Source organism: Spongiibacter thalassae, assembly GCF_012272835.1.
GTDB lineage: Bacteria > Pseudomonadota > Gammaproteobacteria > Pseudomonadales > Spongiibacteraceae > Spongiibacter > Spongiibacter thalassae.
Genome location: NZ_JAAWWK010000006.1, coordinates 168,556 through 184,142 on the forward strand (window position 1 = coordinate 168,556; position 15,587 = coordinate 184,142).

Consider the following 15,587-nt stretch of genomic DNA (forward strand, 5'->3'; position numbering starts at 1 on the left):
CTTAGGCATCGCGCAGCGATGGCTGAAAGCCAAGGGCCGTAGGCCCGCAGCCCATCCTACCACCCCAGCCATTTTTACAGGGCGCCATGTACGATCGGCACCCTGATTGGGAAAGGCATTACGATGCCCAACCGGTAGGATCGAACCAAGGTTCGACAAGTGCAAAGCACTTGGGCATCGCGCAGCGATGGCTGAAAGCCAAGGGCCGTAGGCCCGCAGCCCATCCTACCACCCCAGCCATTTACTAATTCCCGCCTTATGGCGGGAATTGTGTTTTTAGTCTACGGTTTAATGCCAATCGCGGCGAACCGCGTAATGCAGATAGATTTTCAGCACAGCCACCCGAATCAACCCTTTCAGCCTAACAGGACAACGACCGTGCACAATATGATGGTCTTCAGCGGTAACGCTAACCCCGAGCTCGCGCGCAAAATTGCAGAACAGCTTCGCCTGCCCCTCGGCGACGCCACCGTCAGCAAGTTCAGCGACGGTGAAGTGTTTGTCGAGATCAATGAAAACGTGCGGGGCGCAGATGTATTCATTCTGCAACCGACCTGTGCACCGACCAACGACAACCTGATGGAATTGGTTGTCATGGCCGATGCCATGCGTCGCGCGTCAGCCGGCCGTATCACCGCCGTTGTCCCCTACTTTGGCTACGCCCGCCAGGATCGTCGGGTGCGCTCCCAGCGTGTGCCAATCTCTGCCAAGGTTGTGGCCGACATTATGAGCGGCGTGGGCATTAACCGCGTACTGACCGTCGACCTGCACGCCGAGCAAATCCAGGGTTTCTTCGACGTACCGGTAGACAACGTCTACGGCTCACCCGTCCTCCTCGACGACATCGCCCGGCAGTCCTACAAAGACCCGATAGTGGTCTCACCGGATATCGGCGGCGTTGTCCGCGCCCGCGCCGTTGCCAAACAGCTGAACGACGCCGACCTGGCGATTATCGACAAGCGCCGCCCCAAGGCCGGGGTTGCCCAGGTCATGCACATCATTGGTGAAGTTCAGGGCAAAACCTGCATTCTGGTTGACGACATGGTCGACACTGCCGGCACCCTGTGCAAGGCCGCCGGCGCGCTGAAGGCCCAGGGCGCAGCAAAAGTTGTTGCTTACTGCTCACATCCTGTATTATCCGGGCCCGCCGTTGACAACATCAACGGCTCCGAACTCGATGAGCTGGTGGTTACCGACACGATTCCACTGTCAGCCGCCGCCAAAGAGTGTGCAAAAATTCGCCAGCTAACCCTGGCAAACCTGTTGGCCGAGTCAATTCGACGGGTCAGCAATGAGGAGTCGATCAGCGCCCTGTTCCGCTAATTCCAGCGAACACTACGGCGACGTTTGACTGTCACCGCCGAACTGGTCGCAAGTTCGGCGGTTTTTCGCATTAATGAGGAGACATATTATGTCCAGCGAATTTACTGTTACCGCCAAAGCGCGTGCTGACGTGGGGAAAGGTGCGAGCCGCCGCCTGCGTCGTCTGGCCAATGAAGTGCCAGCAATTGTTTACGGCGGCGACAAAGCCCCGCAAATGATCAGCATTCCACACAAAGATCTGGTCTGGTTCATGGAAGACGAGTCGTTTTTCAGCTCTGTACTGAACCTTGATATCGACGGCACCAAAGAGTCCGTTGTTATCAAAGACCTGCACCGTCACCCTGCAAAGCCTCAGCTTCTGCACGCCGATTTCCTGCGTGTCAGCGCTGACACCAAAATCACTCTGCACGTGCCGCTGCACTTCCTCAACGAAGAATCCTGCCACGGCGTGAAAATGCAGGGCGGCTCAATCACTCACACCATGAGTGATATCGAAGTGATCTGTCTGCCCAAGGATCTGCCAGAGTTTATTGAAGTCGATATGAAAGACGTCAATGCCGGTCAGACCCTGCACATTTCTGACCTGACCCTGCCAGCCGGTGTAGAAAGCACTGAACTGCTGCTGGGTGAAGCTCACGATGCGGCGGTAGTTAGCGTACTGGCTCCACGCGGCGGCGCAAGCTCTGACGACGAAGGAGAGGGCGAAAGCGAAGAAGCATAAGCTTTCGCTAAGCAGGCACCCCATTGGATAAGATCAAACTGATTGTCGGACTGGCCAACCCTGGCCAGCAGTATCAGGATACTCGACACAATGCGGGCGCCTGGTTTGTTGCCGAGCTCGCTCGGCAACAGGGCGTAACACTGACCCCGGAGTCACGTTTTTTTGGCGACACTGCCCGTATATTTATCGACGGCAGCGACATTCGCCTTCTTGTACCAAGCACGTTTATGAATCGCAGCGGGCAAGCCATTGCCGCCCTCGCCGGATTCTATAAAATTCTTCCCGAAGAAATTCTGATTGCCCACGACGAACTTGACCTACCCCCAGGCAGCGCCCGCTTCAAAACCGGCGGCGGCCACGGCGGTCACAACGGTTTGCGTGACAGTATCAGCCAACTGGGCAACAACAAGGGCTTTCACCGCCTGCGCATTGGCATCGGTCACCCCGGCAGCGCCGACAAGGTTACCGCCTACGTACTCGGCAAACCCAGCACAGAAGATCGAATAGCCATCGACCACACCATCGACGAAGCACTGCGCTGCCTGCCTTGGGCCATCGCCGGTGACTGGGCGAAAGCCATGAACCACCTCCACAGTTTCAAACAGGGATAATCACATGGGCTTCAATTGCGGTATCGTCGGCCTGCCAAACGTCGGCAAATCCACCTTGTTCAACGCGCTGACCAAAGCCGGTATCGACGCGGAAAACTTCCCCTTCTGCACCATTGAGCCCAATTCGGGCATCGTTGGCGTTCCCGATACCCGCCTGCAAGCCCTTGCCGACATCGTATCACCGGAAAAAATACTTCCCGCTACCATGGAATTCGTGGACATAGCCGGACTGGTTGCCGGCGCCTCCAAGGGCGAAGGGCTGGGCAACAAGTTTCTCGCCAACATCCGCGAGACTGACGCCATCGCCCACGTTGTGCGCTGCTTCGATAACGACAACGTCATTCACGTTGCCAACAAGGTTGACCCCGCGGCAGACATCGACATTATCAACACCGAGCTCGCCCTTGCAGACCTCGACGCAGTGGAAAAACAGCTTCAAAAAGTGGTGCGCCCCGCCCGCAGTGGCGACAAGGAAGCCATCGCAGCCAAAAACCTGCTGGAAAAACTGCAAGCCCATCTGGACGAAGGCAAGCCCCTGCGCTCACTGGAACTCGACAAAGACGAACGTACTCGCATGGGCAGCCTGCACCTGCTGACGACCAAGCCCACCATGTACATCGCCAACGTCAACGAAGATGGCTTTGAAGATAACCCCCACCTCGACACGGTCAAAAACATCGCTGCCGCCGAAGGCGCTATCGTCGTTCCTATCTGCAACAAGCTCGAATCGGAAATTGCCGAACTGGAAGACGACGAAAAAGACGAATTCCTCGCCGACCTGGGCATGGAAGAAGCCGGACTCAATCGCGTGATCCGCGCGGGCTATCAACTCCTTGGTCTGCAAACCTACTTCACCGCCGGGGTCAAGGAAGTCCGCGCGTGGACAATCCCCGTGGGCGCTACAGCGCCGCAATCAGCGGGCAAGATCCACACCGACTTCGAGAAAGGCTTTATCCGCGCCGAAGTCATCGCCTACGACGACTACATACAGTACAAGGGCGAACAGGGCGCCAAAGACGCCGGAAAATGGCGCCTGGAAGGTAAAGACTACATCGTGAAAGACGGCGACGTCGTCCACTTCCGATTTAACGTCTAAATACCCGCACACCCTTGACAAGGCCCGCTGAACTCTGGAAAATGCGCGCCTTCTCTATGGCAAGGTAGCTCAGTTGGTTAGAGCACAACACTCATAATGTTGGGGTCGGCGGTTCGAATCCGCCCCTTGCTACCATTATTCAAAAAGCCTGGCTGGTTCACACCGCCGGGCTTTTTTATGGCCCACCCCCAACCGCGGTCTGTCCCCACCTTTGGAGAACAGACCCACACTATAATAATGCAAATGCAGCTTAGGCGTGGAGGGTGGTTCTGTTAGAAGCGACTAGAACCCGTCCGGTATTGTAGGAACGCTGATCACTGCCCCGTCTTTAAATATATACGAAACAGTCTTGGTACCGCTGGCCAGATTCACCCAGGTGTATACCCAGATCACCTCACCCCCTCTGGTTGTAACCGAGTAAGGGTTACCCATCAGCTCAGTGACTTGATCAGCTGACATCCCCAGCTCCACTTTACGGGCATTCTCCCAAGTAAACGGCACGCCTGCACAGGCAACCAGTATCAAGCATGCCAATCCCAACTGAATCATTCTTATTAGCATTTCACCCAATCCTTTGGTTTAGAGGTCCGCGTATCAGACCATACTAACGCTGCCATTCCAAACATTAGGAATAGCCGCTATCAGCCATCGCATCAATCCGGTACGCTCCTGACGATACAACACCCTCCCATTGCCATAAAACGCCGACACCACGATGATTAGCACCATATTATTTCCGACATAACGGGACCATTCAGTTATGAACAAAGAAGGTTGGTGGCTATTGGCGAAAGGGCACCCCCTGATCAGCGCCATTATGGCCATTATCTGGCTGGGCTTAATATCGTTTGGGCTTACCATTGATCTAAGCTTTCTTACGGCTATCGCCCTGGCAACAGGACTGACCTTTGGGTTAATCATGGCGATTGGCCTGTTCGTTTAACGGAGGGCTGTACCAACGGGGTCTGTCCCCGCCTTGAGGGACAGACCCCGTCAGCTGGACGGACCCGCCGGGAAACCACCCAACTTCTCACAATCACCCCAAAATATACTTCTCTCACCCCCTAGCCAACGATCAGGACGCAGGAGCAATATAGCGGCTCCAACTCACACCCTGAGTACCTGCGTCAGCACCCCACCATGATCGACCTTTTCAACCTGTCAGCCCACAGCGCTTTATCCATTAGCATCATTTTCGCCGTCTCCTACCTTATCGGCGACCAGCTACTTGGCCGGCTGGCCACACAACACGGTGCGCCGGAGTATCTTGCGCGACTCATCTCTGCCACCGCTACGGTGCTTCTGCTGCTTGTCGGCCTGATGGCATTCACGCTATAACCACCGCGTCGTGGCGCTGCCGGATTAGATACCAGTAAGCAAACTGCTGCCCTGTTCACAAGTTTTCCCCATTGCCGGGGTAATTGGGCTAATATGCTTTTATTGTGAGTAGCTTACTGCGTTAAGCTAACATTAAATCTGACAGTTGGATTGTCAGCCGCGCCGGTGACAATGAGCCTTGGCGCTGAACCTATAAAACAAAGCGAAATCACAACAGAGGAAGAGGGTTATGGAGCTCAAGTTGCGCGCCAGTATGCTGGCTTTAACGATCGCAGCACTGGCCGGTTGCGGCGGCGGTGGCGGCGGCAGCGGCCCCTCTTTAACCCCGAACAATAACCCCGGCAGTGGCGACGCTGGCGGCGGCGACACCAGCACCACCGTTCGCTTCGGCTTACCCAGTGGCGGCAATTTCCAGGATGGCGTCATGCAGGCGACCCCTGCCACCCTGGCCTCGGGCGAATCCGCGCAAATCTTTGTGGCCTTTGTCGATGGTGATGGCATTCCAAGCAACGTCCCCGCCGACGTGACCTTTACCTCGACCTGTATCGCCAATGGCAAATCGACGATCAACCCCGCAACCGCTGCCAACAGCAACGGTTCCGTGGAAGTGACCTACACCGCAAACGGCTGCAATATCGAAGACAATATTATTGCCCGCACCCAGATTAACGGCACCACGTTTAGTGCGAACGTGGCCGTAGCCACCAGCATTGAAGTAAGCAATGGCGGGGGCGGCACGGGTGCTGGAGAAAGCCCGGACACAGATATACGTTTCGGAATACTCTCCGGCGGTAGCTTTAACGCAGGCAAGATCTCCGCCAACTTCACCGACCTGCGCCCCGGCGACACCGTTGACTTGGCGGTATCCTTTGTCATGCCAAACGGACAACCCTACACCGGCCCTGCCAATGTCACATTCAACTCCACCTGCATTAGCGCGGGACTTTCCACTGTCGCACCGGCAAATGTCACCAACACCAACGGATTGATACAGTCGCAGTACACGTCAAACACCTGCAACGGCGAAGACAATATCATTGCAACCGCCAGCGTAGACAACGCTACCCTAACCGCTGGCGTTATTCTGACAACGACCGCGGCAAACCGATTCGGCAGTTTCAACGGCGGCCGTTTTAGCGACGGCATCATGAAAACCTCAGCCTCTAATCTTAAAACCGGAGACACCGCGGCACTGACGGTACAGCTCCTTGACTCACAGCAGAACCCGATCTCCGGACAGAATGTGCGCTTTTCATCCGGCTGCGTTGGCACAGGCCTTTCCGCGATCACCTCTGCGGCGGCCACAGGAGCTGACGGCATTGCGACAGCCAACTACACTGCAAGTGGCTGTGATGGCGACGACATCGTCGTTGCAGAGACCCGCTACGCCGGCCAAGACCTTACCGCAACCGTCACTCTATCCACAGACGCACTGCAGGTTCGATTTGGTTCGTTTACCAATGTGACCTTTAACGAGGGCACTATTTCCAGCAGCGAAACCAGCGTTATCGAGTCAGGAGAGACCACGACGTTAACGGTTGATTTTATCGATCAGAACGGCGACCGATTCGTTGGCCCCGCAGACGTCTTCTTTACTTCAGCCTGCCTCTCCAATGGATTGGCAGAATTGGCACCGGCTATCGCGACTAACAACGGCGGCAGCGCAAGTGTCGTCTACACTGCCCGCGGCTGTAACGGCAATGACACAGTAACAGCCACCACCAGCGCTGCGGACAACACCCTTACCGCTACAGTGACTCTTGTCACCGACCAACCACCTCTCGGGGCCTTGCAGTTTGTGTCCGCTTCGCCGCAGATTATTGGTCTGAAAGGCACCGAGTCGATCAACGACGAAGACAATGAAGACGGCCGGGAAATTGGCCCACAATCGACGGTTACCTTTAAAGTCACCAGCACTTCCGGACAACCCCTACCCAATCAAACAGTGAACTTTGAGCTGGTCAGCGGAGATACCAATTCCGGCAATGCCGGCCCCGATGCCTTTTTGAATCACAACTCTGCCGCAACCAATGCCGGAGGGCTAGTAACAACCGTTGTCACGCCCGGCACCACAGCAATGCCTGTGAGGGTTCGCGCGACAACTACACATGAAGGCGCGACTGTTACCGCTCTGTCCAACAGCCTGGCAATTACCACAGGCATACCGGACCAGAACAGTATTGATATCAGTGCCTCGTGCCTCAACCCCGATGCGTGGGCCTACAACGGCATTACCACCCGAGTAACCGCGCATCTTGCCGACCGGTTCAACAACCCGGTTCCAGACGGTACTACTGTTATTTTCTGGACAGAAGGCGGCTCGATCGAAGGCAGCTGCGATACCGGGACCGGCGGTTCGCCCCACGGAGAGTGCTCGGTACTGCTTAGAAGCCAAAGCCCCCGTCCCGACAATGGCCGCATCACCATTCTCGCCACCGCAATAGGCGAAGAAAGCTATGATGACACCAATCCTACCAACGGTCGCTTCGACTCACCAACCACCCCGGGCGATTTGACCACCGGCGAACGTTTTTACGATATCGGCGAACCCTTCCTTGATATTGAGGAAGACGGCCTGTACGACAGCGTGTACGAGACCTACACCGACACCGACGGCGACAACCGCTACGACAGGATACCGGAGCCCTATTACGATACAGACCGCGACGGCAAGTGGGACAATGTATTTGAAACCTACACCGATACTGACGGCGATGGTCATTACGACCGGTTTACGGAAACTTATACCGACACCGACGGCGACGGCAGCTACGACAACGTGTCCGAGACCTATACCGACAGCAACTCGAATGGCGCCTACGACCCCGGCGAACCGTTCAATGATATCAATGGCGACGGCAACTACGACCCAAGCCCGGAACCGTTTAATGACATCAACGGCGACCGTAATTTCGACCCCGCTCCCGAGCCTTTTGCCGACACCAATGGCGATGGTAACTTCGACGAGCGCCCAGAACCCTTCGTCGACCTTGATGATGACGGTAATTTCGACCAAGTAGCCGAACCCTTTAACGACATCAATGGCGACGGCAATTTTGACGAAAAACCTGAACTCTTTAGTGACTTCGATAACGACAATAGCCGCGACGCTCCAAATGGGGTTTACGACGGATTGTTATGTGACACGAATCGCGCAAATCAGGTCTGCAATCCGGCGTCGGACACAGTGTTCGTGAGCGACCGCTTGGTTATCGTCTTTGCTGACGCAACGGCTTTAAACACTGACATCCTGATCGACCATCCCCGTGACGGCCTTGGCTATATCGCCGCCAACTCCAGCGACGTGATAGACCTCACCAAAGGCAGTGCGACAGTATTGATCAATGTCTATGATGACCGCGGGCAACTGCCGCCAGGCGGCACCAAGATCACCGCGTCAACCGACTTGGGCGAAATTCCGGACATTGAATACGATGTGCCAAACACCAATAGCCGCGGTCCCTATAGCGCGACTTTTCCAATTGCGCCTGGCACTCCGCCAACAGAACCGAAGACCGGCACAATGGCCATTACTGTCGAAACAGCGAACTGCTCGGAGGTAGAAACTGGCACAGTGACTTACACTCTCCTGATTCCGGTTATTCATAACCCCTGATACAAGTTCACCCGCGCCTGAACCACGGGCGCGGGTCTTCGCAGTGACCTCTCATGACCAAGCCCGACACCCTCTACGCCACTCCCCACCCTAATCTGGGGCGTTTTGCCTTTGACGAACAGGTGGTGGAAGTCTTCCCCGATATGATCCAGCGCTCAGTGCCGGGCTACGCCACTATCATCGCCATGACCGGCGTTATGGCCGGTCGCTACGCCATTGACGGCAGCCATTGCTACGACCTGGGCAGCTCGTTGGGAGCGAGTTCCCTGGCCATTGCCCGGGAGACACGGGGGCGGCGACTGAGGCTAATCGGCGTCGACAACTCTTCGGCGATGATTGAGAGATGCCGGGATTATTGCCGCCAGGAGGAGGTAGACATTGAGCTGCGCTGCGAGTCGATCCAACAGACTGATATTCGCAATGCCTCGGTGGTAGTGTTGAACTTCACCCTGCAGTTCGTACCGGAAAAGGACCGCCAGGCCCTGTGCCAGCGCATCAGTGACGCGATGTTGCCCGGCGGCATTTTGATTCTCTCGGAAAAAATACGCTTTGCCGACGACCACCTTCAGGAGCTGAATACCGAGCTGCACCACGCCTTTAAACGCGCCAACGGTTACAGCGAAATGGAGGTTGCCCAAAAGCGCAGCGCACTGGAAAACGTGCTGATCCCCGAAACCCTGCAACAACACCAACAACGCCTTAAAGACAGCGGCTTCAGCAATGTTGACGTGTGGTTTCAGTGTTTCAATTTCGCCTCAATGGTGGCGATAAAACAATGAGCCAGCGCATGAATTACCGCCCCTTTCTCGATGCGATGCGCACGCACGAGCTACTCGCTGATTGGGCGGACATATTACCTGAGCAGATCGCACGCGGATTGAACCCCAAGCGCTACGGTGATCTTCCCCGCTGGCAACAGGCACTGGATGCACTTCCCGCGCTTAATCTGGCATCGACCCAATTAGATACCTCCCGGGTCGGTGGTGACGGTCCGATCGACGACGCCACCCGTCAACATCTTCGCGAGGCGCTGATGGGGCTGCACCCCTGGCGCAAAGGCCCCTTTGAGCTGTTTGGCGTGCATATCGACACCGAATGGCGCAGCGACTGGAAGTGGGAGCGGCTGCATAAGGCGATTTCGCCGCTGACGGGCCGAACGGTGTTGGATGTGGGTTGCGGCAGTGGCTACCACTGCTGGCGAATGCGCGGCGCAGGTGCCGAGCTCGTCGTCGGCATCGACCCCACCCCCCTGTTTGTCGTGCAATATTTCGCCCTGCAATACTATTTACGCCAGCCTCAGGTGGGTGTATTGCCAATGGGCATTGAGCATCTACCAGAGAAGCTGGAAGCCTTTGATACAGTGTTTTCAATGGGGATTCTCTACCACCGGCGCTCTCCCTTTGATCACCTGTTTGCCCTGCGCGACAGCCTTCGCTCCGGAGGCGAACTGGTGCTGGAAACCCTGGTGATAGAAGGCCAGCTGGGCGATTGTCTGGTGCCGGAGGGGCGCTACAGCAAAATGGGCAATGTCTGGTTTATCCCCAGCCCCGCGACACTGGAAAGCTGGCTGCGCAAGGCCGGCTTTCGCCATATCCGGCTGGTTGATGTGGGCACCACCAGTCTCGAAGAACAGCGCCGAACCGACTGGATGCGCTTTCACTCCCTGGAACAGTTCCTTGACCCGACCGACCCGACCCGCACAGCAGAGGGCCACCCCGCCCCGCGACGTGCGGTGTTTGTCGCCGAAAAACCCTAATTGGACGACCGTACCCGCTCCCTGAACGGTCCCGTTACACCAGCGCGACGGAAAAAACCGGAACAGCGTCAACATTCGGCGAATTCAGCCCCGATATTACCCGCGTATGCGCAATAATATGTGCTATGTTCAATAAGAGTGCATTAAAATCATAAGACTTAACTCGGGCTATGGCCGAGAAGACCACGTAACACACGTAACAACAGGATGTTGCCCAACCGATGACCCCACAAGCGATGGAAAACCTGACGGCGACGATGGTGTCGCTGGCCAGCGGGTGGTTTGAAGACCATCTGTATCGCTATCTGGAGCGTCTGGAGGACAATTTCCGCCGCCGAGCCCTGACCTGCGACGATGACACAGAGCAAGCGGCGCTGCTGAAGCAGCAAAAAGCCGTTAAATCAGGTCAGGATGACGCCTTTCGCCAGTTCATTCGTCAGCTCCAGCAAAATATCGGCCATAGCCGGGGCGTCAACGCCAGTCACCCCCAGCTTTTGCTCATTCAGCAACGCGTAGATCAACTGGGCAACGAAACGGTCTCGGCAACGGTCAACAGACTCTGCCACGCCATTTCACCGGTCTCGCTGCTGGCGGGATTCCAGCATATGCTGCCTACCCTCAAACTCGACAAAGAGCACCACAGCCAATCGCTGGCGCTGTTTAATGTATTGATCCTGAAACAGGTACCCGCCCTTTACACGATGCTGTTGCGGCAAGTGCCCCGCTCCAGCGAGGAACTGCGCCCGAGTATCGACGCGTGGATCAATCACATTGAGCAACAGCTCGCACAGGACAAACTCAGCCCCTCCCAACGGGCCTTGAACGAGTTGCGTTTGCGGCGACTGCAAACCCGACGCCAGCTGGAGCCTGCCAACACCACCGACTCAGCACCGGTTACCGACGATCAACTGATCCACGAAGCCACCGCAATTTTCTACCGCCACGGAGCCAAACGGCGACAGCTTCCACCCAGTGTGCTGGCCTCGCTCAATACCCTGCAAACCCATGCCTGCGGAGTGGCGCTGGCAGAGCGCGAACTATTCCTGAATCCACTCCACCCGGTTCGCCAGATCAGCCACCAGCTGGTTTCCAGCGCCGAACGCTGGGAACAAGCAGAAGCAAGCCACCAACAGGTCTTTGACAGCGAACTTAAGCAAATCGCCCGCCTCGTCAGCAAGAGCCCTCCCAGCACTGCACTGTTCTGTGAGTTACAGGACCGCATCGACCGCTGCTGCCAGCAGCTGGTGCAAAGCGCCCGTGTTAATGACCGCCGCAAAACCCACAGCGAAGCCGGCAAACGACGAATTACTCGCCTGCGCCGCAAAGTACACGGCCTGATAGACAGAAAGACCCACAACGTGGATCTTCCCGCCAGCATCGACAACCTGTTATACGGTCCGGTAACCACCATACTGCTCTACCACTGGCTGCGCCACGGCAGCAACAGCGATGGCCTGCGCCGCAACCTGCAACTCGTCGATGATATTTTGTGGTACATCACTCCGCATCAGGACTGGGCCTTGCTGCGCCGGGCAAAGCTGATGTCTGCTGACCTGGAGCGCAACCTGCTGGAGGGCCTCGAGCGCATCAATGTCGATCCCCAAAGTGCCCGCTCCATTGTCAACGAGCTGCACCAGCTACGCCTGCTGGCCTCGGGCATGTCCAAGGTCAACACCCATAACAAAAGCCTCTGACGACGCCTTACTGATCTTCGGCAAAGACGGTATAATCCCCGCTCGGCGATTTTCCTCGCCCACACTCGACCCCACAAACTGCCAAGCGCAAAATTAGGTGACGACCTTGCAACTTGACCAAGCCTCAACGGAACAACTTCGCCAATGGGAATCTGCGCTCAGCGCGGAATACGAGCAGTTCAAAGCCGCCGGACTCAACCTTGACCTGACCCGCGGCAAGCCCAGCGGCGAACAGCTCAGTCTCTCTGACGCCGTACTCGACATTCTCGGCCGGGATCTCAGCAACGAAACCAACACTGATCTGCGCAACTACGGCGGCATCGACGGCCTGCCCGAGTGCAAGCGCCTGTTCGCGCCCGTGCTGGGCGTGAAGGACAGTGAAATTCTGATTGGCGGCAATAGCAGTCTGTCATTAATGTACTCCGCCGCACTCTACGCCCTGCACATGGGCTTTGGCGATCTCGGCGAGGCCTGGGCGAAGGAAAGTGGCAGTGTTAAATTCCTCTGCCCCGTGCCCGGCTACGACCGCCATTTCGGCGTATGCGAGCACCTGGGCATCGACATGATCCCGGTCGCCATGGATGACAACGGCCCCGACATGGACCAGGTCGAAGCGCTGCTGAAAGCAGACCCCAGCATCAAGGGCATCTGGTGTGTACCCCGCTTCAGCAACCCAACCGGCATTGTATATAGCGACGAGGTGGTGGCCCGCATCGCCAAGCTGGGCAGCATCGCCGGGAAAAACTTCCGCGTATTCTGGGACAACGCCTATGCGGTTCACCAGCTCAGCGAAGACGCCCCACAGCTGGCCAGCCTGATGGATAAATGCCGTGAATTCGGCACTGAAAACAGTGTTTATCTGTTTGGCTCCACCTCAAAAATCACCTACGCCGGTGCCGGTGTCGCCTTTGCGGGCATGTCTGAGGCCAATCTCAAAGCCTTCAAACAACACCTCGGCATGAGCCAGATCGGGCCTGACAAGATCAACCAGCTCCGTCACGTCCGGCTGCTGCAAGACAGCGACGGCCTGCACGCCCATATGCGCGCCCACGCCAGTGTGCTCAAGCCCCGCTTTGACATCGTCCTCAAGCACCTGGACGACGGTTTTGGCGACAACGAGCTGCTGAGCTGGACGGCCCCCGAAGGCGGCTACTTTGTATCGGTAGACACCCTCCCGGGACTCGCCAAAAAAGTCGTCGCCATGGCAGCGGCGGCTGGCGTGAAACTGACCCCGGCGGGCGCGACCTTCCCCTACGGCAATGACCCCGAAGATCGCAATATCCGCATCGCGCCAAGCGTGCCCTCGCTGGAGGAAATCGACAAGGCCATGGCGGTGTTCGTCAACTGCGTCAAACTGGCCTCCGTGCAGCAGCGCCTCGGCTGACACACAGGGCCAACGTGCCGTCGAAACCCCATAAAAAAAGGAGCCTGCTGGCTCCTTTTTTCGTTGTCTCACTCACCAACTAATCCTTGGCAGGTCCCTTCGGCGCCACCGGGCGACCACTCGCCATGGGGAAGTGACGCACATTACTGCTGCCGTCCGTATCCAGAATCTTGCCTGCGCCTTCCTTCTCCACTTCATCAATACGGATAATCGAATACATCGGAAGATAGCTGCGAATCACCCCATTAAACTCGTTTTTGAGCTTTTCTTCGCCGGGATTCACCACAATCTGCCCCGGCTCACCGAACACAAACTCTTCCACTTCAATAAAGCCGTACATTTCGCTCTGGTAAATCGCGCGGGCGTACAGCTCATAAACCTGATTGTTGTTGTGAAAAATCACTTTATAAATCGGGGACTTGGCCATGTGACTTCACTGCTCTCTCTGTGCATGGTCGAAATACTGTCTCAGCGACAGTGGGTTGGACGAGCGCAAGGGCGCTGGACCGGGCGCCGGATGATAGCACAATTCATGGTTGGCACCGACTTCATTGGGCTTTAAGCCCCGACATCGCTATAATGTCGGCCCATTTTCCAGCCACTTGTCGCCAGACTATGACCGAAAAGACGAAAAAGCTGTATATCAAGACCCACGGTTGCCAGATGAACGAATACGACTCTTCGCGTATTCAGGATTTGCTGGGAGTCAGTCATGGCCTGGAACCCACCGACAACCCGGACGAAGCCGATGTACTGTTGCTCAACACCTGCTCGATCCGCGAAAAGGCGCAGGAAAAGGTCTTTCATCAGCTGGGGCGGTGGCGCAAGCTCAAGGAAAACAACCCCGACCTGATTATCGGCGTGGGCGGCTGCGTCGCCAGTCAGGAGGGTGCCGACATCGGGCATCGTGCGCCCTACGTCGATGTCATCTTCGGGCCGCAGACCCTGCACCGAGTGCCGGACATGCTCAATGCACGCAAAGCCGACGGCCCCGCCATTGTCGACGTCACCTTCCCGGAAATTGAAAAATTCGACAGCCTGCCGGAGCCAAGCGTCGATGGCCCCAGCGCCTTCGTTTCGATCATGGAAGGCTGTTCAAAGTACTGCACCTTCTGCGTGGTGCCCTATACCCGCGGCGAAGAAGTCAGCCGCCCCTTCGATGACGTGATCGCCGAGGTCGCCCAGTTGGCCGCCAAGGGCGTCCGCGAGGTCAACCTGCTGGGCCAGAACGTCAACGCCTATCGCGGCGAAAACCACGAGGGTGAGATTGTCGATTTCGCTGAACTGCTGGGCTTTGTCGCCCAAGTACCCGGTATCGACCGCATCCGCTACACCACCTCCCATCCGGTAGAATTCAGCGACGCATTGATCGACGCCTACCGGGATATTCCCGAGCTGGTGAACCACCTGCACCTGCCCGTACAAAGCGGCAGCGACCGTATTCTGGCGGCAATGAAACGCGGCCACGTCATCGCCGAATACCGGGACAAAATTGCCCGACTGCGGGAAATTCGTCCGAACATCAGCTTGTCATCAGACTTTATTATCGGCTTTCCCGGCGAAACCGAGGCGGATTTCAACGACACGATGCAGCTGATTGCCGACATTGGTTTTGACCACAGCTTCAGCTTTATTTACAGCGCCCGCCCCGGCACCCCTGCCGCCCAGCTCGACGACGACACCCCGGAAGCAGTGAAAAAAGAGCGGCTGCAGCGGTTACAGCACCGTATTCTGCAACAGGCCAACCAGATCAGCCGCCAAATGGTCGGCAGTCAGCAACGGATTTTGGTTACCGGTGTCTCCAAGAAAGACCCCGGCCAGCTTCAGGGGCGCACCGAGAACAACCGGGTGGTGAATTTTTCTTCGACAAATCATCAGCTTATTGGTGACTTTGTCGAAGTCCACATCAGCGAGGCGCTGCCTAACTCACTGCGCGGCGCATTAGTTCATTAAACCGTGTTGGCGCCCTCTGGCGCCGACGAAAAAAGCGGATTCACCTCACCCGGAAACCGGCGTACACTTTTAGTATCCAGTGGTCCCCTTTCGGT

13 protein-coding genes and 1 tRNA gene are annotated in these 15,587 nt (G+C 56.7%); 13 read left to right on the forward strand and 1 reads right to left on the reverse strand.

Annotated elements, in window-relative coordinates:
• The first annotated feature begins 387 nt into the window (after positions 1-387).
• The 12 genes from HCU74_RS16185 (at position 388) to HCU74_RS16245 (ending at position 13,539) form a co-directional block, all read left to right on the forward strand.
• Positions 388-1,323, forward strand: coding sequence for a ribose-phosphate pyrophosphokinase (locus HCU74_RS16185; protein ID WP_246864691.1), 936 nt, complete (start codon positions 388-390; stop codon positions 1,321-1,323).
• Between the two features lie 88 nt (positions 1,324-1,411).
• Positions 1,412-2,044: a 50S ribosomal protein L25/general stress protein Ctc gene (locus tag HCU74_RS16190; RefSeq protein ID WP_168451464.1), complete on the forward strand. Its 633-nt coding sequence runs from the start codon at positions 1,412-1,414 to the stop codon at positions 2,042-2,044.
• Between the two features lie 23 nt (positions 2,045-2,067).
• Positions 2,068-2,655, forward strand: coding sequence for an aminoacyl-tRNA hydrolase (pth, locus tag HCU74_RS16195; RefSeq protein WP_168451465.1), 588 nt, complete (start codon positions 2,068-2,070; stop codon positions 2,653-2,655).
• Positions 2,656-2,659: 4 nt separating this feature from the next.
• Positions 2,660-3,751, forward strand: a complete 1,092-nt coding sequence (gene ychF / locus HCU74_RS16200; RefSeq protein ID WP_168451466.1) for a redox-regulated ATPase YchF — start codon at positions 2,660-2,662, stop codon at positions 3,749-3,751.
• A gap of 58 nt (positions 3,752-3,809) precedes the next feature.
• Positions 3,810-3,886, forward strand: a tRNA-Met gene (locus HCU74_RS16205).
• Positions 3,887-4,511: 625 nt separating this feature from the next.
• A complete protein-coding gene (locus HCU74_RS16215) occupies positions 4,512-4,694 on the forward strand; it encodes a hypothetical protein (protein WP_168451468.1) in 183 nt (60 codons plus the stop codon).
• A gap of 197 nt (positions 4,695-4,891) precedes the next feature.
• On the forward strand, positions 4,892-5,089 hold the full coding sequence (locus tag HCU74_RS16220; protein ID WP_168451469.1) for a hypothetical protein: 198 nt from the start codon (positions 4,892-4,894) through the stop codon (positions 5,087-5,089).
• 229 nt (positions 5,090-5,318) lie between these two features.
• Positions 5,319-8,705, forward strand: coding sequence for an Ig-like domain-containing protein (locus HCU74_RS16225; protein ID WP_168451470.1), 3,387 nt, complete (start codon positions 5,319-5,321; stop codon positions 8,703-8,705).
• Between the two features lie 53 nt (positions 8,706-8,758).
• Positions 8,759-9,484, forward strand: coding sequence for a carboxy-S-adenosyl-L-methionine synthase CmoA (gene cmoA / locus HCU74_RS16230; RefSeq protein WP_168451471.1), 726 nt, complete (start codon positions 8,759-8,761; stop codon positions 9,482-9,484).
• Entirely contained in the window at positions 9,481-10,461 is a 981-nt protein-coding gene (gene cmoB, locus HCU74_RS16235; RefSeq protein ID WP_168451472.1) for a tRNA 5-methoxyuridine(34)/uridine 5-oxyacetic acid(34) synthase CmoB, read from the forward strand. The genes cmoA and cmoB overlap by 4 nt, the downstream gene beginning before the upstream one ends.
• 221 nt (positions 10,462-10,682) lie before the next feature.
• Positions 10,683-12,155: a DUF1631 family protein gene (locus tag HCU74_RS16240; protein WP_168451473.1), complete on the forward strand. Its 1,473-nt coding sequence runs from the start codon at positions 10,683-10,685 to the stop codon at positions 12,153-12,155.
• Positions 12,156-12,261: 106 nt separating this feature from the next.
• Entirely contained in the window at positions 12,262-13,539 is a 1,278-nt protein-coding gene (locus HCU74_RS16245; RefSeq protein WP_168451474.1) for an aspartate aminotransferase type Ic, read from the forward strand.
• Between the two features lie 79 nt (positions 13,540-13,618).
• Here the strand turns inward: HCU74_RS16245 and HCU74_RS16250 are convergent, their stop codons facing one another.
• On the reverse strand, positions 13,619-13,966 hold the full coding sequence (locus HCU74_RS16250; RefSeq protein ID WP_210425338.1) for a DUF1820 family protein: 348 nt from the start codon (positions 13,964-13,966) through the stop codon (positions 13,619-13,621).
• Between the two features lie 188 nt (positions 13,967-14,154).
• Here HCU74_RS16250 and miaB point away from each other — a divergent pair, with 188 nt between their 5' ends.
• Positions 14,155-15,492, forward strand: coding sequence for a tRNA (N6-isopentenyl adenosine(37)-C2)-methylthiotransferase MiaB (gene miaB, locus HCU74_RS16255; protein WP_210425339.1), 1,338 nt, complete (start codon positions 14,155-14,157; stop codon positions 15,490-15,492).
• Positions 15,493-15,587 lie beyond the last annotated feature (95 nt).

What these genes read in the sequence shown, in the direction of transcription:
- HCU74_RS16240 (WP_168451473.1), top strand. Translation starts at nt 10,683, where the DNA reads ATGACCCCACAAGCGATGGAAAACCTGACGGCGACGATGGTGTCGCTG.
- HCU74_RS16220 (WP_168451469.1), top strand. Translation starts at nt 4,892, where the DNA reads ATGATCGACCTTTTCAACCTGTCAGCCCACAGCGCTTTATCCATTAGC.
- HCU74_RS16215 (WP_168451468.1), top strand. Translation starts at nt 4,512, where the DNA reads ATGAACAAAGAAGGTTGGTGGCTATTGGCGAAAGGGCACCCCCTGATC.
- HCU74_RS16250 (WP_210425338.1), bottom strand. Translation starts at nt 13,966, where the DNA reads ATGGCCAAGTCCCCGATTTATAAAGTGATTTTTCACAACAACAATCAG.
- ychF (WP_168451466.1), top strand. Translation starts at nt 2,660, where the DNA reads ATGGGCTTCAATTGCGGTATCGTCGGCCTGCCAAACGTCGGCAAATCC.
- HCU74_RS16190 (WP_168451464.1), top strand. Translation starts at nt 1,412, where the DNA reads ATGTCCAGCGAATTTACTGTTACCGCCAAAGCGCGTGCTGACGTGGGG.
- cmoB (WP_168451472.1), top strand. Translation starts at nt 9,481, where the DNA reads ATGAGCCAGCGCATGAATTACCGCCCCTTTCTCGATGCGATGCGCACG.
- miaB (WP_210425339.1), top strand. Translation starts at nt 14,155, where the DNA reads ATGACCGAAAAGACGAAAAAGCTGTATATCAAGACCCACGGTTGCCAG.
- HCU74_RS16225 (WP_168451470.1), top strand. Translation starts at nt 5,319, where the DNA reads ATGGAGCTCAAGTTGCGCGCCAGTATGCTGGCTTTAACGATCGCAGCA.
- cmoA (WP_168451471.1), top strand. Translation starts at nt 8,759, where the DNA reads ATGACCAAGCCCGACACCCTCTACGCCACTCCCCACCCTAATCTGGGG.
- HCU74_RS16185 (WP_246864691.1), top strand. Translation starts at nt 388, where the DNA reads ATGATGGTCTTCAGCGGTAACGCTAACCCCGAGCTCGCGCGCAAAATT.